The sequence below is a fragment of the Paenibacillus sp. MER TA 81-3 genome (assembly GCF_023713585.1).
Taxonomy (GTDB): Bacteria; Bacillota; Bacilli; order Paenibacillales; family Paenibacillaceae; genus Paenibacillus_B; species Paenibacillus_B profundus.
Genome location: NZ_JAMAWB010000007.1, coordinates 15929 through 34187 on the forward strand (window position 1 = coordinate 15929; position 18259 = coordinate 34187).

19 protein-coding genes are annotated in these 18259 nt (G+C 50.4%); 8 read left to right on the top strand and 11 right to left on the bottom strand.

What is annotated here, in order from left to right; all coding sequences use genetic code 11:
- Positions 1-46 precede the first annotated feature (46 nt).
- Together M3650_RS11180 and M3650_RS11185 are read left to right on the top strand one after the other, a co-directional pair.
- Entirely contained in the window at positions 47-655 is a 609-nt protein-coding gene (locus M3650_RS11180) for a TVP38/TMEM64 family protein (RefSeq protein WP_019420028.1), read from the top strand.
- A 146-nt stretch (positions 656-801) separates the two neighbouring features.
- Positions 802-1083 (top strand): hypothetical protein, encoded by a 282-nt coding sequence (locus tag M3650_RS11185; RefSeq protein WP_019420029.1) that lies wholly within the window; start codon positions 802-804, stop codon positions 1081-1083.
- A gap of 128 nt (positions 1084-1211) precedes the next feature.
- On the opposite strand, the gene M3650_RS11190 is transcribed toward M3650_RS11185, so the two are convergent.
- Entirely contained in the window at positions 1212-1988 is a 777-nt protein-coding gene (locus tag M3650_RS11190) for a sporulation protein (RefSeq protein WP_251574711.1), read from the bottom strand.
- A 255-nt stretch (positions 1989-2243) separates the two neighbouring features.
- Between M3650_RS11190 and M3650_RS11195 the strand changes: the two genes are divergently transcribed.
- Together M3650_RS11195 and mscL are read left to right on the top strand one after the other, a co-directional pair.
- Positions 2244-3158, top strand: a complete 915-nt coding sequence (locus M3650_RS11195; protein WP_251575170.1) for a diacylglycerol/lipid kinase family protein — start codon at positions 2244-2246, stop codon at positions 3156-3158.
- 126 nt (positions 3159-3284) lie between these two features.
- On the top strand, positions 3285-3788 hold the full coding sequence (mscL, locus tag M3650_RS11200) for a large conductance mechanosensitive channel protein MscL (RefSeq protein WP_251574715.1): 504 nt from the start codon (positions 3285-3287) through the stop codon (positions 3786-3788).
- Between the two features lie 154 nt (positions 3789-3942).
- Here mscL and M3650_RS11205 read toward each other — a convergent pair whose 3' ends face one another.
- The 3 genes from M3650_RS11205 to M3650_RS11215 form a co-directional block, all read right to left on the bottom strand.
- A complete protein-coding gene (locus tag M3650_RS11205; protein WP_019420033.1) occupies positions 3943-4254 on the bottom strand; it encodes a hypothetical protein in 312 nt (103 codons plus the stop codon).
- A gap of 241 nt (positions 4255-4495) precedes the next feature.
- Positions 4496-5281 carry a TrmB family transcriptional regulator gene (locus M3650_RS11210; protein ID WP_233695814.1) on the bottom strand — a complete coding sequence of 262 codons (786 nt, stop codon included), beginning with the start codon at positions 5279-5281 and terminating at the stop codon, positions 4496-4498.
- Positions 5282-5518: 237 nt separating this feature from the next.
- Positions 5519-6283 carry a zinc ribbon domain-containing protein gene (locus tag M3650_RS11215; protein WP_251574717.1) on the bottom strand — a complete coding sequence of 255 codons (765 nt, stop codon included), beginning with the start codon at positions 6281-6283 and terminating at the stop codon, positions 5519-5521.
- Between the two features lie 402 nt (positions 6284-6685).
- Here M3650_RS11215 and M3650_RS11220 point away from each other — a divergent pair, with 402 nt between their 5' ends.
- From M3650_RS11220 to M3650_RS11235, 4 genes are all read left to right on the top strand, one after another.
- Positions 6686-8917 carry an ATP-dependent helicase gene (locus M3650_RS11220; protein WP_251574718.1) on the top strand — a complete coding sequence of 744 codons (2232 nt, stop codon included), beginning with the start codon at positions 6686-6688 and terminating at the stop codon, positions 8915-8917.
- Between the two features lie 100 nt (positions 8918-9017).
- Positions 9018-9701 carry a GTP pyrophosphokinase gene (locus tag M3650_RS11225; protein ID WP_233695811.1) on the top strand — a complete coding sequence of 228 codons (684 nt, stop codon included), beginning with the start codon at positions 9018-9020 and terminating at the stop codon, positions 9699-9701.
- Between the two features lie 228 nt (positions 9702-9929).
- Entirely contained in the window at positions 9930-10133 is a 204-nt protein-coding gene (locus M3650_RS11230) for an AbrB/MazE/SpoVT family DNA-binding domain-containing protein (RefSeq protein ID WP_019420039.1), read from the top strand.
- A gap of 233 nt (positions 10134-10366) precedes the next feature.
- Positions 10367-10591: a small acid-soluble spore protein Tlp gene (locus M3650_RS11235; RefSeq protein WP_019420040.1), complete on the top strand. Its 225-nt coding sequence runs from the start codon at positions 10367-10369 to the stop codon at positions 10589-10591.
- 207 nt (positions 10592-10798) lie between these two features.
- On the opposite strand, the gene M3650_RS11240 is transcribed toward M3650_RS11235, so the two are convergent.
- The 7 genes from M3650_RS11240 to M3650_RS11270 all read right to left on the bottom strand — a co-directional run bounded on the left by M3650_RS11240 (position 10799) and on the right by M3650_RS11270 (position 18159).
- Positions 10799-11662: a M15 family metallopeptidase gene (locus tag M3650_RS11240; protein WP_251574719.1), complete on the bottom strand. Its 864-nt coding sequence runs from the start codon at positions 11660-11662 to the stop codon at positions 10799-10801.
- Positions 11663-11730: 68 nt separating this feature from the next.
- On the bottom strand, positions 11731-11883 hold the full coding sequence (locus M3650_RS11245) for a hypothetical protein (protein WP_251574720.1): 153 nt from the start codon (positions 11881-11883) through the stop codon (positions 11731-11733).
- A 60-nt stretch (positions 11884-11943) separates the two neighbouring features.
- Positions 11944-13332: a dicarboxylate/amino acid:cation symporter gene (locus M3650_RS11250; RefSeq protein WP_251574722.1), complete on the bottom strand. Its 1389-nt coding sequence runs from the start codon at positions 13330-13332 to the stop codon at positions 11944-11946.
- A gap of 95 nt (positions 13333-13427) precedes the next feature.
- Entirely contained in the window at positions 13428-13580 is a 153-nt protein-coding gene (locus tag M3650_RS11255; protein ID WP_251574723.1) for a DNA alkylation repair protein, read from the bottom strand.
- Positions 13581-13728: 148 nt separating this feature from the next.
- A complete protein-coding gene (locus tag M3650_RS11260; RefSeq protein WP_251574725.1) occupies positions 13729-16059 on the bottom strand; it encodes a glycoside hydrolase in 2331 nt (776 codons plus the stop codon).
- A gap of 56 nt (positions 16060-16115) precedes the next feature.
- Entirely contained in the window at positions 16116-17501 is a 1386-nt protein-coding gene (locus M3650_RS11265; RefSeq protein WP_251574726.1) for a sensor histidine kinase, read from the bottom strand.
- Positions 17494-18159, bottom strand: a complete 666-nt coding sequence (locus tag M3650_RS11270; RefSeq protein WP_251574727.1) for a response regulator transcription factor — start codon at positions 18157-18159, stop codon at positions 17494-17496. Before M3650_RS11270 ends, M3650_RS11265 begins: the two co-directional genes overlap by 8 nt.
- Positions 18160-18259: the final 100 nt, after the last annotated feature.

The following is an 18259-nucleotide window of genomic DNA, read 5'->3' on the forward strand; positions in this document are numbered from 1 at the left end:
AATGCCTATGTAACAGATTAGACGCAAGCATTTAATGAGGTGATTGATGTTGTGGCAGTGGCTGCATGATATGATATCCATGCTCAAGCATCTGGATATGAAGCAAGTCGAAAGCTTGCTTGAGCAATACTCGAACTTAGGACCTTTGCCAGGTATTATACTTCCGCTGGTGGAAGCATTTCTGCCTTTTCTTCCACTTATCGTATTTGTGATGGCTAATGCTGCTGCATACGGGCTATGGCTCGGTTTCTTGTATTCATGGATTGGCGTGTGCGCGGGATCGTGCATTGTATTTTGGATCGCACGCAAGTTCGGGGGACGATTCGGGATGTATATTCAGAAACGTATGCCTTCGTCTCAACGTTTTTTTAACTGGATGGAGGAAAAGGGCTTTACTCCGCTCTTTATTTTATACTGCTTCCCATTTACGCCTTCCTCACTCATCAATATTGCGGCCGGCATCAGTACGGTTCCGTTCCGCACGTTCATAATCGCGGTAATGTCAGGCAAGTCAGTCGTCATTTTCCTGATGGCCTTCATCGGCCACGATTGGCAGGGATTCATTCATCAGCCTTGGCGGATTGCTATCGCGATACTCCTTTTGGTCTTGTTATGGCTCGGGGGCAAGAAGCTTGAATCGCGTTATCAACTATAAGCAGGGATGCTATTAACGCCGCTAATCGTTGATGGCGTGAAGGATATTTTCTCGGTAACAGGGCAACTTATGCATACACAGCCTGTGACCCTTTCAGCACCAAGAGCACCTGAAATGTTTCCAAAGGAAAGGAGCAACTTACCCGTATGTCGAAGGAAAATCAGAAGATGCATCCGATATCACGTGATCGTGTGGAAGTAGATGGGATATATGCGAACGAATGGGGACGCGAAGAGGTGCTGCATCGCGACCAGACCTTTCCTTCTGATCCGCAGCTTGGGGCGACGGAATGGGAACTGAAGCAGTTCATGTTCGATAATCATCATGACGGTCAGACCGATCCTCGGCTCGTTCCGAAGGCGGAAGATAAGGAAGAGCCTCCGAAGCAAACACATCCGCGTAAGCACCAGGATCGAGGAGATAAGTAGACTGTTTCATTTTCTACCTGAAAGAGGTAGATCGACAGCTATAGGGGGCATTTGAGCCCCCTATTGTCGCGTTCCACACTCTATTGACCTGCACTTTTGCAGTTTATCGTAACTTTTTCACCGGACTTCTAAAGCATACGCCGAATCCGTTCGGCCAATTCTCCGGCAAATCCTTCCGCTCCGAGCATCCTCCACTCTGTATTCGTTAATCGAAATGTAGTGAAGCTTTCATCTGTGGCTGCCACTTCATTCAACCAACCTGCAGCGTTCCTCGCCGAGCGGTCAATCTGAATAAGCAGACCCAGTCGCTGTTCCGTTCCAAGAAATACCATCTCAAGTTCATCCAAATCTCCGCGAAAGTAACTGGTAGGCACAAATTCAAATTCCTGAACAAACGGATATCTCCCCCCAAGACGAGGGGCGTACTCGCATTCCGCTTTCCGCAAGCGGAATCCAAGGCGGTTGACCGCATCGATGACGATGCTTTGCTCTACACTCGGAATGAGTTCAATCCGGTCATTGTCCGTTGGATCCAACGCGCTCGTCATATCCAATTCTGTCTTGAGCCAGACTGGCGTATTGTCAATGCTTAATGGGGTCTGCGGCGGCAGCACAATCGAAAATGGGACGTCTCTCGTCTCGTTGGCATCAATGGTAAATGCCTCGCTGATGTCGTACCGCTGCAATTCGCAATGAATGCATTGCCGAATGCAATCAGCTTCACGGGTATATTGCGTCATGAGCAATATGCGAATTCCCTCCATGTGTTGAGCGCCTTGGCCACCGCGTATCTTGACGACGCCGCGCACCTCTTCTCCCGGAGCATAACGCCCCCGCTCAAGCATCGTGTCAACCTTGGCCGCACCGATGCCAATGCTCGTTAAGAAACGGTTGAACATGGACATGTCTATGTTCCCCTCCCCTGAACTCTTCACCAACATATATGAGTGAAATTGGAAAATGTTTCCCCTTCATCCATTCGACGGATACACATTTTTTCCCTGCTATATGAAATGTACTTCCTTACAAATAGTTCACGCAAACTCTATTCATTTTGTTATTATGAAAGAGCGACAAATCAATGTATACAACGAGTTTCATTCAAATATGTCCGTATGAAACGTCTATGATTCGGCTAACATGGGAGAGATGGAATATTGATGTTGTTTGTAGTAAATCGAAATGCAGGGAACGGGAAGGGAATACGGGTATGGCGTGAAATCGAAGCCCGTCTCCAACGGTTCGGCACCTCCTATACCGCTTGTATTACTGCTACCGCGGAAGAAGCCGAATCACGCGTTAGAATGCATATCGATCGTCACCCTCGAACTTCGGTCATCGTCATTGGCGGAGATGGAACTATACATCGTCTATTGCCCCTCTTAACAGGCACAGAAGTCGCACTGGGCGTTATTCCTGCCGGTTCGGGCAATGATACGGCGCGCGGCTTCCATTTACCCACTGAACCGTTAAGCGCATTAAATACAATATTGCATGGACGACGCCGTATCGTCGACCTCATACAACTGAACGGAGAATGGACGTTAACGGCGCTCGCCACAGGCTTTGACGCTGACGTCGCAGAAGCGGTCAATCGGAGCTCCTATAAGCGCTGGTGCAACCGATTGGGCTTAGGTTCGGTCGCTTATTTACTAGGTGTGGTGGAGACGCTCTCCAGATTCAAGCCTGCCGACGCGAGTGTGCGCGTCAACGGTATAGATCACCATTACAAAGACGTATGGTTGACGGCGATTGCCAACGTTCCCTCCTATGGAGGAGGTATCCGGATATGCCCTCAGGCAGCTCCAGATGACGGGGAGTTGGACATCTGCATCGTACATGGATGCAGCCGCCGGACACTGATGCGTCTCTTCCCGACCGTCCTTACAGGAAAACATGTGGGATTGCCCTATGTCACCATGCTGCGCGGACAAGAGGTGCATATCGAATCCTCCATCCCCCGGGTCACTTATGGAGACGGAGAACGCTCGGGAACGACGCCGCTGCAGGCCGCTATTGTACCGGGAAGACTGCAGCTGCTTGTGCCGCCGAAAGAGCAGCCCAGTCACACTTAGCTGCTCTCCGGACGTACGGGCCCAACCATTCTTCCTTATATTGGAACGTGGGACAAGCCGTTTCTGAGTAATAAATCGGGGTAAGTATTATGTGGAACATTTTGAACGAGAAAGGGGCAACACCCAGTGGGAGAACCCAAAGTAAAAGTATTTTTTCAAGAATTTAAGCAATTCGCCATGCGCGGCAACGTCATCGATTTGGCAGTCGGTGTCCTGATCGGGACCGCCTTCAACAAAATCGTCACTTCTATTGTCAATGATGTAGTCATGCCGCCCCTCGGTGTATTGCTAGGCGGGGTGAACTTCAAAGATTTATTCATCAATCTTGATCCAGACCAGACACTTGCGAACGGCCAATCGATACAATCATTGGCACAAGCTCAGGAAGCTGGCGTGCCCGTCATCGCCTACGGGCAGTTCATCAATGTCATCATCGATTTCATTATCGTCGCTTTCTCCATCTTCCTTATCGTCAAGGGTATCAACGCCATGCACCGTAAGAAGGAGCCCGAAGCACCAGCAGAACCGGCAACGAAGGATTGCCCATATTGCTTGTCCGAAATACCGAAAGAAGCGGTACGCTGCGGACATTGCACGTCTATGCTGAATGAGGCTGAGGCAAAAGCATAAGCAATCTTATTCGTAAACTGCCGACCGACGCGGCTCCGCCGTTCTTCCCGATGGGCAGAAATCCGCAATCTAACATAGAAAAGGCCTTCCACCTGCTGTACAAGCTAGTACGAGCAGGTGGAAGGCCTTTATGTTATGGGCATGACGTCCGACGTTACATCGGTCGATTCGGCTTGCTCATCAACTGTTCCGCAATGGCACGCAGATGCGCGTCTGGGGTGAATGTTTCCTCCCCCATATCAAGTTTCTTGACGCGTATTTCCTCGACATCGCTTCCTGCGCCTCGGGGCAGGAACACGAGGCTGTCTTCATCCTCACATGCAACATCATACCCCATGGAGCTGAACATCTGCTCTAAATCAAGCGGGGATGGTTTCTCTCCCTCAGGTGTCATGACCAAGCCGCGAAGCTTAGCAACATCCCCTGCGCCGTGATGAACGACTTCAAAATGTACGATGCATTCCATTCCGTGTCCTCCTCATTACTGTCGCTTAGCTCGGTTCCCTATATAAGAGGATATTCAAAAAGTTAAGGTTGCTGTTCGAACATTTATATAAGTCGATAGCTTATCCGAAAGCCTTGCAAACCATACACTGATTTCCAATATGCCATGGCCTGGCAAAGCGACGCTGGTGTTGTATCCTATATTACGGAGCACATCTGCCTTCGTTGCAGGAACTTGTTGTAACTTTCACAAATGTCGCCAATTAGTCAAAATATTTGTGTATGACATGTTCAAATCGCTCCCCGAATGTCCGCCTCAGATCCAGTCCCATCTCCTGCTCCAATTCATATAGCACGATGTCCTGTACAAATCGGCCGAGCACCAAATTTGTCACGGCGTCATGTTCCGTCAGCAGCGCCTTGGTGGCCAATCCTTCACCACGGGCACCGATAAGCGTTTCTTTGCGATCGATAACGAACGCGAAGTGACGTGATTCACTCTGTATTCCGGATTCATCTGTACCCGCTTGCATCCGAATAAGCTTTCTTCCTTCCGCATCTGCATCGACGATAGACCACAGCACTTTCACTCCGCGCGCCTCCGCCAGTTCCAGTTCCTCCCTCAGCACAGCGGCCTCCTCTGGCCATACATCAACGATAATTTCCCGTTTTGCTTCGTGAAGCGCCCGCTTGATCGTTTCGTTAACGGCCCGCTCCCCTTCCACACTGTAAAAGGAAGTTTCATCCACTTCGGTAGCTGGCATATGATGCTTGACATAGCGAAGCGATGACTCCAGCCGGGATGCTAAAATGCGCGTAAGTTCCTCGGGCTGCAATGCAGCGTAATAAGACGGTTCGCCGTCTTGATGCAAAATAAGCCCTTGATCAACTAACCTCTGCAATGCAGCATACACATTGGACCGGGACACACCTAACTTCTTTGCTACTTCATATCCAGTCATCGCCCCTTGCTCGGATAGGCTGACGACAATCTTCGCTTCCATTTCCGTAAATCCGAGCGAGCGTAAATGTAAAATGAGTCCTTCCATAAGACTGCCTCCTATAATCCTTGCGAGTCTTTCTCTTAGCAGGGTACGAGGCTGTCCACCCAACGTTTCCCCAACATCTATTGTATCGCAGTTCGTTTCCAGTTTCATCGAAAAAAGTCGCAAATTGTCGGTTGTATCATGTAAAAAGAGGAGCCCCGCAGCATTTATGCTCTGCCTCAGACTCCTCTGAACAACGAATTGAGCAATTACAAATCTTCTAAATAGAGAGCGTTCCTCTTATACAAAGGGCGTACCGCAGCGTTCACACCATTTCGCTTCCACATCCGCATAGCTGTTGCAATTCGGACAGCGACGGATCGACAGCTCCCCATCAGGTCCAATGGGAAGACGGCGGCCGCCTACTGTGACATTCAGATCCCGTTTTTTGTGAGCTTCCTCGTACATAGGCTTGACCATGTCAGCCGAATGAGGCTTCTCCGCATTCGGTTGGGGGGGATGGGACGATTTGTACGTATAACGTTCCGGTTCATCCTCGTACACATCAAAATCGGGAGCTTGATATGCCTTCTCCTGCGAATAAAAAGGCTCATATCGTTCGTCATCTTCTACCTCCACGAACGATGGCTTTTTCATTTGTATAATCAATTCTTCCTGCTCCTCATCCTCCTCTAGGAGCGGAGCAGGTGGTTCAGGCAATTTACTTCCGCACGAAGAACAGAATTTAGCAGTAATCGGAGCGATCTCGCCGCATTCACATCGCTTCTCATGTCGAAGCTCACTCGTCTTCCATTCCAACTGCTTGATCTCTTCTTCGAGCGCCAAATTGGCTTTGCCGATCTCCATAATGTCTGATTCGGCTATCGTTAAATCATTCTTTTTATAAGCATCGTATACAAGTTCTCCAATGTTATAAATGTTGCTCTCGATTTCCTTACGACGGGCCGTAATTTGGGCTTGAATCCGATTGATTTCCATTACATTTTGCGCTTTTTCCGATGCCTTGGAGGCACCCTCTTTTAATTTTTGAATCAGGCGGTTCATCTTAAAGCCCCTCCTTTCGCATACCACGTAGTTGACACAGCTTCTCGGCACTCTACTCAATTACATATGCCTGTAAAAATATACACTCGATGATATGAATCGAAACTTCCCCTTACCCCTTTAAGAGATATGTATGTTTCCTTTTTTGATACGCGTATTAGGGCCAACATGTTGCGCAAAACTGCCATTGTCCCACAACAACGTATGCATCCGTGCAAAAAAACATGTATACCATGTCCGATCCCACTCAAGTTATAATAGAGGCTGTTGCTGCAATACGGATCACTGCCGTGGCATTCCACATCGAATTGAAACAAGTTAACATATTAACGCGAGTTCAAAAAGGGAACTTTCTGAACAACCTCAATTAGCATATTTCTATCATAAAGGAGATGCACGACATTGACCACTCCCACTTCATCAAGTCCGGCAGCATCCCATTGGCGCACTCGTCCCGTCGGAGCCTTGAAGGAGCGCGCAATTCCTGCTGCAGATCAAGTTGCCCCAGCCGCGCAGGACAAGAACGGGAGAACAAGGAACGATGACTCGTTCTTCACCGCTCTTGCGCAACAGGGAATCCATCTGCATGAAGCACAGCGGCATGCCGTACGCCACGACGAAGGCCCGCTGCTCTGTCTTGCCGGTGCCGGTTCCGGCAAGACGTCGGTATTGACGGCGCGTGCGGCTTATCTTATGGCGGTGCGGGGCGTGAAGCCGGAGGCGTTATGGCTGGTTACGTTCACGAGCAAAGCCGCACAAGAAATGCGCACGCGGCTCGCCCAACTCCCCGGCGTAACTGCTGCCATGGCGCGGCGCGTGCAGGCCCGCACCTTCCATTCCTTCGCGCTCGTGCTGCTGCAGGCGTATGCCCCGCCATTCAAGCTGATGGCGGAAGAGCGGATGCGCCACGGCATGATGAAGCGTGTGCTCCGGGAGCTCGGACTTCATGATCAGATGCAGGCGGAGACCGTGCTCGCCGCGTTGTCCTCATTGAAGTCACGCCGCACCCTGCCAGTGGAATGGCACCCACAGGATGTCGGTGAGCGGGATATGAAGCGGGCGATGCTCCGCTTCGAAGAACAGAAAGACAATCAAGGAGGCAAAGACTTCGACGACTTGCTGCTGGACACGCTGCGCCTGCTGGAAGAAGACAAGAACTTGCTGCAACGCCTGCGGTGCCGCTTTCAATATGTAATGGCCGATGAGTTTCAAGATACGACGCCTGTTCAATACGAACTACTTCAACTTCTATCCGATGAGCATCGCAACTTGGCGGTGTTCGGTGATGACGATCAGACGATATATACGTTTAATGGGGCGTGCCACCACTATATCACCGGCTTTCAAACACGGTATCCCGATGCAAAGCAGATTACGTTAAATATTAATTTCCGTTCAACCGCTCCCATCGTCGGACTCGGGAACGCCATTATCGCTTGCAATCAGGAACGTCTGCCTAAGCTTATGCGCACTCCGGTCGGGTTGCGTGTAAAGACCAAGCACATGGCAAATATGACGGATGGCTCAACAGAAGGCAGTGAGGTGGTCACCCCTCTCTATCTTCGACCGCGGGACGCAGAGGAAGAAGCGCAGCGCATTGCGGAACAGATACAAGCCTCCGTTGCGAATGGACAGCATGCTTGGCGTGACTTCGCAGTGCTGTACCGGACCGCGAACACAAGCCGGGCGCTTGTAGAGCATTTCACGATGCAGGGCTTACCCTTCCGCCAATTCGGCGCGGAGCCGCTCTTCTACGATCATAGCCAGGTGCGGCCGTTAATCGACCATTTACGGCTCGCCTTGGAACCGCGCAATATGAATGCTATGGAAAGCGCAGTTGCTGCGTTATATATATCACGAGAGGCGGGAATGCGCACTATCCGCGATGGCGAACAACAGAAAGCGAAGAAATATCCGCTCATCCATCTGCAATATTGGATGCAGTTGGCCGAATTCCAGCGGGACGCCATCAAACCCCGCATCAAGCTGATTAAGAAGCTCGCTGCTATGAAGCCTCATCATGCCATCCGGGAAATGCGGCGCGAATTCTACGATAAGTTTACGGCAACCCTATCCGGTGAGCAGGCTACCGCTCATCAGGAGGGCGCAGCGGATACACTTGAAGAGCTTGAATCTTCCGCCCAACGCTTTGATTCCATCGACGCTTTCATTCGCCATATCGACGTTCTGAAGGAACGATACTTGGCGATGCATCCAGAGCATGCGGCTCAACGGGCGTTCCAGTCTGACAAGACTGCAGGACAGAGTAGTACAGGACGTCGCTTCGCCGACCCTCAGGAGGATGTCATTACGCTCATGACGATTCATCGCGCCAAAGGGCTGGAATTTCCAGCAGTGTTCCTTATCGGCACCTCAGACGGCATTCTGCCTCACCGCACTGCGCTGCGCAAGGAGACGCCTCCAGACCGACAGGCCTCGGCACACGCAGCAGCGATATCGCCAGACGGGGTGAAGGAAGCGCTGCTTGAAGAGGAGCGCCGGTTAGCCTATGTTGCGGTCACCCGGGCCAGAAATTGGTTGTATATCAGCTCCCCCGCCGTCGTACACGGACAGAAGGCGGAAGTCAGCCGATTCGTGCGCGAGGCATGGGGAGAAGCCGTGGCTTTGAAATAGGCACCCTGTTTCCGTTACAATAGAAATAGAACAGATGTCTTGCTGGTGGACGTATAGAAATAATCGCTTTTACAATACCGTACCAATTGAGGGGATACACATGTCGATGACAGAAATGATCAAGAAGCAGTATGAGCAAGTGAAGCAGCTGCCAACATTGTATCAATTAGCTCTAGAAGAATTGGAAACGAAGATTAAAGTCATTCAAGCCGAGTGGAAAATACGAAACGGATATGCGCCATTCGAACATATTAAGACGCGTCTGAAGGAGCCGAACAGCATTTTCAGCAAGCTGCAGCGCAAGGGCTATCCTTTAACGCTAGATTCCATCGTTAACCAAATTTATGACGTAGCTGGCATGCGCATCGTGTTCGCTTTCATCAAGGATATTTACATGGTTCTGGATCATTTGAAGACACGTGACGATATTCGCATCGTAGAAATCAAGGATTATATCGCTAATCCGAAGCCGAACGGATATCAGAGTCTGCATGTTATCGTTCAAGTTCCGCTCGTACTGTTTGATGATACGCGCTGGATTTATATAGAAATCCAAATGCGCACGCTGGCGATGGATTTCTGGGCCAGTATGGAGCACATCATTTACTACAAGTTCGAGCAGCAGGTTCCACCGCATGTAACTCAAGAATTGACCGAGGCTGCCAAGGCTGTCGATGAACTGGATCGCAAAATGCTGGATCTCCGCAAAGAGATTCTGTCTTACAATAGTGAAGATTGGGTGCAGAGCATTCAGGGCGGGCTATCGATTGAGAATGCAAAATAGTCTCTTTTCTATTTTCTACTGGGACGTGTTATGGGAATCCCTCCGTAGTCACGGAGGGGTTGCCATGCGCGTCTCCACCATTTCCCCTGTTTTTTACCCCTATCGCGCTAATGATGTCACATACATCCCGAACGGCTTGCACCGTCTCATTTTTTATATGGAACGCTTGACACATAACTTTCGTACTGGTATACAAACTGTTAGTAAGAAGAAAGCGGGTGAATTGCTGTGAAAAAACGCAAGCTGCTGCGAATCGGAAACAGTTACGGCCTTATTCTTCCCAAAGAAATTTTAAGCAAATTACATGCTCAATACGGGGATACATTCGAGATGGAAGTAAAGGAACAGACCGGGGAGCTAATCATTCGTAAAATAAGACATGCCGAGTCCGCCTATAGACCTACACCGACACGCCCTCCGTTAACGTCCTAATCTCTACGCATTTCCTAGATCCCCCATCCGCAATTCCAGATGATTCAAGACGTTTACATGAGAACCACTCAACTTGGTTAGTCATTACCTATTATTCGGTGTAACCGGTTACCAGGCGATTGGATAAAAAATGGACGGATTACATAACTTAATCGTGACGCTGGAGCACGTGGTTACCCATGTCTTCAGCGTCCCATCGATATCATTTCTGGAATGCTAAGGAGGACCACGCCATGGCCAAGCCGGATAACCGCGCAAACAACGCAGTGCGTCAACAGCATGTCATCGACAATACCGTACAGAAGCTGCATCAGACTGATCAGTATTTGTCAGAGCATGCCGATGAAATCAGTGTAACGGAACGAGAAGCGCTTCAAGCAAAAAATGAACGCCGCCGTTCCAGTATTGAAGGGTTGGCCGAAGAGCGCCGCGACGAAATCTCGGATGCTCAGTCGTAGTTCACACCGGATGAACACAGGAATGATACGTAAGTAGAGACGGATAGACATCCTTGTCCTTCCCGGATGAACCGTGTCTGCTAAGATGAATCGGCACTTGCACAAAGTGAAGCCGCTCCGGCCCGATTCATAACAGAAGAGCCCGGAGCTAGCTTTGTCCGCTAAGCTTCGGGCTCTCATATTATAGAAATGAATATAACCGAAAAATTATTGCAAAAACTGCTCCAGCGTCGTTCCCTGCTTATAAACCTCTTCTGCAGCGTCCTTGCCTACATAGCGGATGTGCCAAGGCTCGTACACGTAACCGGTGATGCCCTCCCCATCCTTCGGATAACGAATAATAAATCCGAATTCATGCGCATGCTCGGCGAGCCACTTCCCTTCTGTCGAATCACCGAACTCTTCTTCCAATACGTTATTTACGCTTGGACTGGACACGTCAATCGCCAACCCCGTCTGATGCTCGCTCGTTCCCGGAATGGCACTTACACGAGAGGCGTATTCTTCACCCTGCGTGTCCACATAGTGATTAAAAAGCGACTTCTGCCGCTTATAGGAACGATAACCGGATACCGCATTGAGCGTAATGCCGTCCTGTTCCGCCTGGGCAAATAACGACTCTAATGCATCGGCTGCTTCCTTGCGGAGATGCCGCTTCTCATGCGCCTCCGCAAAAGAGAACTTCACATTCGGTTCAACCAAATCAGATGGCTCGTATCCATCTGGCAAATAGCGTTGTTTGTTCACCACGACCATAGTGGAGTCCGCGTTCGTAACGACCGCTTTCCCATCCGTCTCTTCCGTCGTAGCCGCTAGCGCATACTTGGATTTCATCTGGGCCACCGCATCCTGCTCCGTTTCGTTCGAAGCGTTTTCTCCGGAATCGGTATCATTTTCATTGCCTTGTTCCTTATTTTGTGACGGCGTCAGTGCCGGATTAACCTGTTCTTGTCCGGATTGTGCAGAAGTTCCTTCCGCAGCTTTGTTGTCAGCCGCCTGACAGCCACTGAGCAGTATCGCCGTGCCCATAGCAAAGATGATACACTTGGCCGCCATTCCGTTCTGGCTCATGTCATATTCCCCTCTCCCAGTCTCATATTGATAGACTGAGAGTCTATTATATCGTAATTCATAGTCTATTACGAATAGGCGCACAGCAATGATAAAGCAACAATACTGCATATCTTGTAATAGATTCTATCAAAGGGAGGCGAGCTCATGAGCAACTGTATCGCAATCTCAGCTCCGCCAAAAGTAGATGCCGAATCCAGCAGCAGGAACAATTGCTCCATACAAAATACACCTCCTCTAAATCGTTGCCTGCGATTTAGGGAGGTGTATTTCCATCGTCATTATACCGTAACGGCACCTGTATCGGCCGAAGTGTCATGGCCATATTCGATATCATCGTCCTCATCACGGTTGAATGCTTCACGGTCGAACTCTCCTTCGCTCTTTCCGACCAACAGAGAAGCTACCGTCGTTCCAGTCGCGTTCACTGCCGTGCGCGCCATATCGACAATGGCGTCTACACCAAGCACGAGCGCAAACCCCTCTAGCGGAAGTCCCGCTTGAACTAAGACGACCGTCGTCGAGATCGAAGCCGGGCCAGGTACGCCCGCAACGCCGACAGAAGCGATTGTCGCTGCACCGATGATGAGCAAGTAATCGGCAATGTTCAAGTCGATGCCATACACGCGGGCGATGAACACGGCCACAATCGCTGGATAAATGCCCCCGCAGCCATTCATGTTAATCGTGGCACCGAGCGGAGCAACGAAGCTCGCAATTCGTTCGGACACCTTCATCCGCTTCGTTATGACTTCCAAATTCACTGGCAGCGTCGCATAGCTGCTGCGGGTCGTAAAGGCGACCGCCATCGTCGGATAAGCCTTCTTGAAGAAGCGAATCGGGTTGACGCGGGCACCGAAGGTGACCAGCGATCCGAACGTCACGATCATATGAATCAAGCACGCGACATACACCGCGATAATGAACCAAGCCAATTCTTTCAGCGTCGATAATCCATACTTGGCTGACATCGCCGTCATTAATCCGAGTACTCCATATGGGGTAAGCTTAATAACAAACTTCGTGACACGGAACATAATATGTGAAAAGGATTGGAAGAAGGCTCTCACCGGCTGTACCCTATCCGGATTGCGCAGCCCTTCTAACGTAATCGCAACTGCAATAAAGGCAGCGAAAATGATAACCGGAACTACTTTTCCCTGAGCCATCTCATTCACCGGATTGGACGGAACCAAGTCGAGCAGCACTTGCTTGAATGTCGGAATTTCGCGTTGTTCAAAGTTTTGCGCCGCTTCCGTACTTTGCGCGATGCCAGAGCCCGGGTCGATGACCAACGCCGTGCCGAGGCCAATGACGGCGGCTATCGCGGTCGTAATAAGAAAGAGCGCAATGGTCTTCGTTCCGAGCTTCTTCAGCACGTTCGGGTCTTTGACTGAGGTGATGCTCGTAATAATGGTCGCAAAGACGAGCGGCATAACGACCATTTTAATGAGGCTGACATAGATTGATCCCAAAATGCTGATGTCCACAGAAGCAGGTCCGAATATGGCTCCAAGCGTCAAACCGAATGCCATTGCCAGCAGCACTCGAAGTCCGAAGCCGACTTTCTGTTTAGCGAGCCACCAGAGTACGATAACGAGCAGCAATGCAGCTCCCCAACTCGCATAGACGTTCCAGTCCTGCAGAGTAATCCAAGATTGTTCCTTCATGGTTATGCCCCTCCGCATGTTTGTCTTATAATTCCTACTTGTTTAATAGGTATTGTAGAAACGGGGACGGTTATCGTCAACCCTTTTTTTCGCGCTTACTCTTCCGTCGCCAATCCGTCTACGGTGTCCCACCACGAATTCGCCACGATAAAGCGCCCTATTCGATGTATATGTGATAAATCGAAAAACTTCACTCCGTCTTCGAGTAATCCCATCGCGATATAGGCAAACTCCCGTTCCTCCTGCACTCACAGTTCCTCGGCCGCGTGTAATATTTCCTCGGCTGTTGTGGGCTTTTCCCAGTCACACATGCGGTACTGCATTATCGAAATAGAAAAAAGCCGTCTCACCGTCTTGAAAGACGAATGAGACAGCCCGTATATTATCGTTGTGGCATCATCGTTGACGTACAGCTGAGGCGGCGTTGAACACAGTTTTCTTATCTCCTTCATAAATGACGGCGGACTTCGCCTTGACGGTGTCGTTTCCGTATACTGCATCCTTGTCCGAGAAATTGGCGACCACTTTCAGATCGGAGCCGTACTCTGCGGACTGCACCAACCGATCTGGGGACAGCACCTGGAACGCTGTCATCTCCTTCGTCACAGCCTTGGCATGGAAGGGCGACCATACCGCCAAGTAATCTGTGATCATCTTTTTATGGCTCTCCCATTCTTCCTTATCGAGATGATAGAGCGGAGGCACGTTGTACAGCAACTCATACAGCATGCGTTCGGCGGCCTCGTCCTTAATTTTGAGACTGCCCCACTCCCAATGATGGGTCGTTATTACCGAATCGTTGTAGACTAGCTTGAACAGCGGCAATGTATACGCCGGGTCAACATAAATATGTTGATACAGCTCCTTGATCGGAACCTGCTTCGCATACCGTTCAGGAATGCCGCCCTGTGCTGACCAATATGCGCCTACATAATATGGGCTGTTCTTGTCTTCCCGCATATCCTTGTCGCTCCACTTAATGACCGGCGTCTCCAAGCCATGGGCAAAAGCGATAACCCTGCTTGCAAAGTCATTCCCGCCTTCTGAGCCGATGACCATATGCTTCTCCTTCGCGATATAATCCATCCGTTCGAGACGCGCATCCATATCCTGCTCCTGCGTCGTCACATGCCCCGGTGAATAGTCGTCATATATTTCCCCTGTCGCGTCACAATCGATAAACCAAGAGTTATACATGATGCCGTCCTGCAAAATACTATCCACGCGCTGCTTCACGCTTGGAAGTGATAAGGTAGGATTCAGCTTGCGCCCCCGATTAAGGAAGCCGCCGATTTTTTTGCCTTTCTTGTTCGCGATGGTCGCTTGTTCATAGAGTGAGTTATCTGAAAAATAAGCCGTATTCCAATCTTTATTTTCCTGTTTCTGAATGGAGTGATAGGAATCGTACGGTCCAATCAAGTAACCTAGCTTGGCAGCCTTCTCGACAAAAGCCGGATTCATTAGCCCATCTGCCCAGTTCGGCAGGCCAATCCACGTCTTCGCAATTCCCGCTTGATGCATGTCCTCCACCAGCTCCGTCGAATGGTCACGCCCCCACGCCGAAGGATCGTCGACCGCATCCTGGAATGCGCTCTTCAGCAGGTTCTTGTTGAACGCATACAGCTTCTGCTCACTCAGCTTGTCCACGCCATCGGCAATTGTCTTGAGCAACGCAGCATCTGCCGACTGAAACCGGTCGGGACGGTACAGCTGCTCCAGCTTCATCACCTGATTCAGCGCCTTCACGATGACACGCTTGTGATAGGCGTTCAGCGGCTCCTTCTTCACCTCTTGCAGCACATTGTTCAACTCCTGCGCGCCATCCTCGGTGTAACGATCCGCGAGCTCCGCAATCCACGTCCAGATCGGGTCATTCAGCTTCTTTTTCATCGCTTGCCAACGAATGTTGCTATCCGTCAGCAACTGATTGTTCCACATATAAATATGCGGCGCCCCGTACAGCTTCTTGATTTCTGGATTGTCCTGCGCCTTCTCGGCCAGCGTCTTGAAGCCCTGCTTCTCCTGCACATACCCCCGGTACAGCCTCGCTATAGCGACAGGATCATTGTTCGTCACATAGAGCCTGAACCCATATTCCTTTTTCGGATTAATGGAAGGGAACTCATGGGAGAACGTCATGCCAATGTTCGATTCTGTGTCGAACGAGACCTCGTTGTTGAACGGATTCTCGACTATATAGAGGAGCGCGTAATGCTTCATATTCATGGCCATAAAGTTCATCGAGAACGACTCGCTCCACGTGAACGTCTCATCCTGCAAAAATTGCTTCCAATTCGGGTCGCTGCTCGGAATTCGTTTGCCTTCCCACATCGGGAGCATATAGCTGTCCGCCTGTACGGTTGGCCATGCGAATTGTTCCGCACCAATCGATTGAATGCGAATGTTGAGATAGTCCTCCTTTTTTTCGATGATTACCTTCACCTGTTCTTCGGGATACGTCCATTCCATGCGATCGGCTTCTTTCTTCAATTCGGTGAAGTTGCGCCGCTTCATGGGCACAGACGCATGCTCCTTCACTCCGTCTCTGTCGATCGCGATGTCGAACGTTGCCGGGTCCACCTCATACGTAAAGTCGCTGTAAGGCGCCTTGACCGTCTTGGCAACCTGCGAAGCCGCCTCTGCCTTAACGGCTTCCTGTCCGCTGCAGCCGGTGAACATACTCAAAGCCATGACGGCCGCCAATATGGATAGTAATGTTTTTCTCATGTGTGCATGCCTCCTGTACTGATATTGAATGCATGCATCATCATAGCCGTTCTCTGTTACGCCAATGTGACAGGAAGAGTAAAATAAAATTCAATCATGCCTTCCGAAGCGCGGACACCGTATGGCGCATCGTGCTTCTGCATAATGGTTCTGACGAGCGATAGGCCGAGTCCGGTTCCGCTCAGCTGCTTGCTGCGTGATCGTTCCGCCACGCTGAATGGCTCCCAGATTCGCTCCAGCTCGGCTTCGCTCCACTCGCCGGTGCTGTTTTGGATACTGAATGTGAAGCGTGAGTCCTGCAGCCGCACCGTAATGTGAATATCCGTGCCTGAAGCATATTTGATCGCATTCGTAATCAAGTTGTTCAGCACGATCTCTATTTTGGCGCGATCGGCTATGACGCGCATCTGGCGTATGCCGCCGTCGTCTACTGCAACCGTCAAGCCTTGCTGCGTCATGGCTGCACGGTATTTGCCTACCGTCTCTGCCAACAGCTCCATAAAATCAAATGAAGTCATTTGATAGGTCTCGGCTTGAAGTCTGGACAGCTCTAACAAGCGCTCCACGAGCCGTGTCATATCGTCAGCCTGATTCTCGATTACCGTGGTGTAGGTTCCATCGTCTAAACCATCCTTTATGCCTGCCGCATATGCCTTGATTAGCGCGAGCGGTGTTTTGAGCTCATGCGAGATGTCGGAGATGAAGCCGCGCAGATTCTCATTGCGGCTGTGCAGCTCCCGATGCGCCCGCTCCAGCTTGTCGCTCATCGCATTGACACTTGCCGCTAACGATTCAATCTCGTCACCGGTCTGGATATCAGCCTTGCGGAACGATAACTCGGCAATATCCTCGGCCGTCTCCTTCAGCTCGGCAAGTGGCTGAAGAATCCGCCTTGCCGACCAGGCTGACAACAGCAAGGTCACGAGCAACGCCCCGGCAGAGATGAACAAGGCGAACCGATTGACGATCTGAAGCGTCTCATCGGAATGGGCGACCGACTCCCCTATCGCGTACAGCTCGTTCTCCTTATTCATGAACGTGACGAGAAAGCTCGATTTCAGCTTCGCTTGACTGTATATTTTGTGAACCGTTTCTTGCTGCGCTAGCTTCGCCACATTGTCATCCGTAATCCAGAACTTGCTAAGCGTAATGCCTTTGCGGCCGAGCGCAAGCTTTACATTTTCATTCAGCTCATCAATATGCATCATGAACGGGGCATGAACGATCGTGACGCCATAAGATTGCTCCAATCGTTTGATGTCTGCCTGCAGTTCATTCCCTTCCATCTTATCGAGCATCGCCGTCAGCTCAGCTAGGTTGGCCTTCTTCTGATGCAAATAATATTGGGGCAGCAAAAACGTATTGGCCAGATAGGTCAGCAGCACCACCAGGCCGACGATGAGCGAAAAGCGGACAAATAGCTTGCGGCTCAGCTTATTCATCGTCTTCCATCGTCTCCTTGGGCACCTCGAGACTGTATCCCACTCCACGATGCGTCTTGATGAAATGCTCTCCTATCTTCTCGCGCAGCCTGCGTATGTGGGTGTCGACCGTACGGTCATCGCCGAAGTAATCGAAGCCCCATACTTGATCGAGTAAGGTTTGCCGCGTTAAAATACGGCCTTTATGCTCGATAAACGTCTTCAAAAGCAGGAACTCCTTGTTCGTCGCCTGAATGTCCGTTCCGTCCTTATATATTTTGTAGCCCTGCATGTCTACGGTCAGATTGCCTAAGCGGACGCCGTCTTCGACCTGAAGCAGCTTTTTGGCCCGCAGCATCAGAATGCGCGGATCGAACGGCTTGCGCACATAGTCGTCCGCCCCGGACTGCAGCGCTTTAAGCTCATCCTCCGCCTCACCCTTGGCTGTAAGCAGCAACACCTTCGCGCCGCTGCGCTGCTTCATCTCCCTGCATACGTCAATGCCGCTCACCTTCGGCATCATCCAATCGAGAACAGCCAAATCGATAGCTTCGCTGTAGAACACGTTCAACGCGGCCTCGCCGTCTGCGGCAATATAAGTCCGGAAGCCTTCCCGGTCGAAATATGCTTTTATAATGTTCAACATATGCGGCTCGTCATCCGCAATCAATATATTCATCTAGTATCTCCTTGCTGTGAAGATGGCAATATGGATTTATGAATTCCGTTTTATTTATGATACAAGAATTCATAGTGAATCCCAAACTGAACACGAACAA

Coding starts and splice junctions, on each gene's coding strand:
- M3650_RS11180 (WP_019420028.1), top strand. CDS start 47: ATGTTGTGGCAGTGGCTGCATGATATGATATCCATGCTCAAGCATCTG.
- M3650_RS11185 (WP_019420029.1), top strand. CDS start 802: ATGTCGAAGGAAAATCAGAAGATGCATCCGATATCACGTGATCGTGTG.
- M3650_RS11190 (WP_251574711.1), bottom strand. CDS start 1,988: ATGTCCATGTTCAACCGTTTCTTAACGAGCATTGGCATCGGTGCGGCC.
- M3650_RS11195 (WP_251575170.1), top strand. CDS start 2,244: ATGTTGTTTGTAGTAAATCGAAATGCAGGGAACGGGAAGGGAATACGG.
- M3650_RS11205 (WP_019420033.1), bottom strand. CDS start 4,254: ATGGAATGCATCGTACATTTTGAAGTCGTTCATCACGGCGCAGGGGAT.
- M3650_RS11210 (WP_233695814.1), bottom strand. CDS start 5,281: ATGGAAGGACTCATTTTACATTTACGCTCGCTCGGATTTACGGAAATG.
- M3650_RS11215 (WP_251574717.1), bottom strand. CDS start 6,283: ATGAACCGCCTGATTCAAAAATTAAAAGAGGGTGCCTCCAAGGCATCG.
- M3650_RS11225 (WP_233695811.1), top strand. CDS start 9,018: ATGTCGATGACAGAAATGATCAAGAAGCAGTATGAGCAAGTGAAGCAG.
- M3650_RS11235 (WP_019420040.1), top strand. CDS start 10,367: ATGGCCAAGCCGGATAACCGCGCAAACAACGCAGTGCGTCAACAGCAT.
- M3650_RS11240 (WP_251574719.1), bottom strand. CDS start 11,662: ATGAGCCAGAACGGAATGGCGGCCAAGTGTATCATCTTTGCTATGGGC.
- M3650_RS11245 (WP_251574720.1), bottom strand. CDS start 11,883: ATGGAGCAATTGTTCCTGCTGCTGGATTCGGCATCTACTTTTGGCGGA.
- M3650_RS11250 (WP_251574722.1), bottom strand. CDS start 13,332: ATGAAGGAACAATCTTGGATTACTCTGCAGGACTGGAACGTCTATGCG.
- M3650_RS11260 (WP_251574725.1), bottom strand. CDS start 16,059: ATGAGAAAAACATTACTATCCATATTGGCGGCCGTCATGGCTTTGAGT.
- M3650_RS11265 (WP_251574726.1), bottom strand. CDS start 17,501: ATGAATAAGCTGAGCCGCAAGCTATTTGTCCGCTTTTCGCTCATCGTC.
- M3650_RS11270 (WP_251574727.1), bottom strand. CDS start 18,159: ATGAATATATTGATTGCGGATGACGAGCCGCATATGTTGAACATTATA.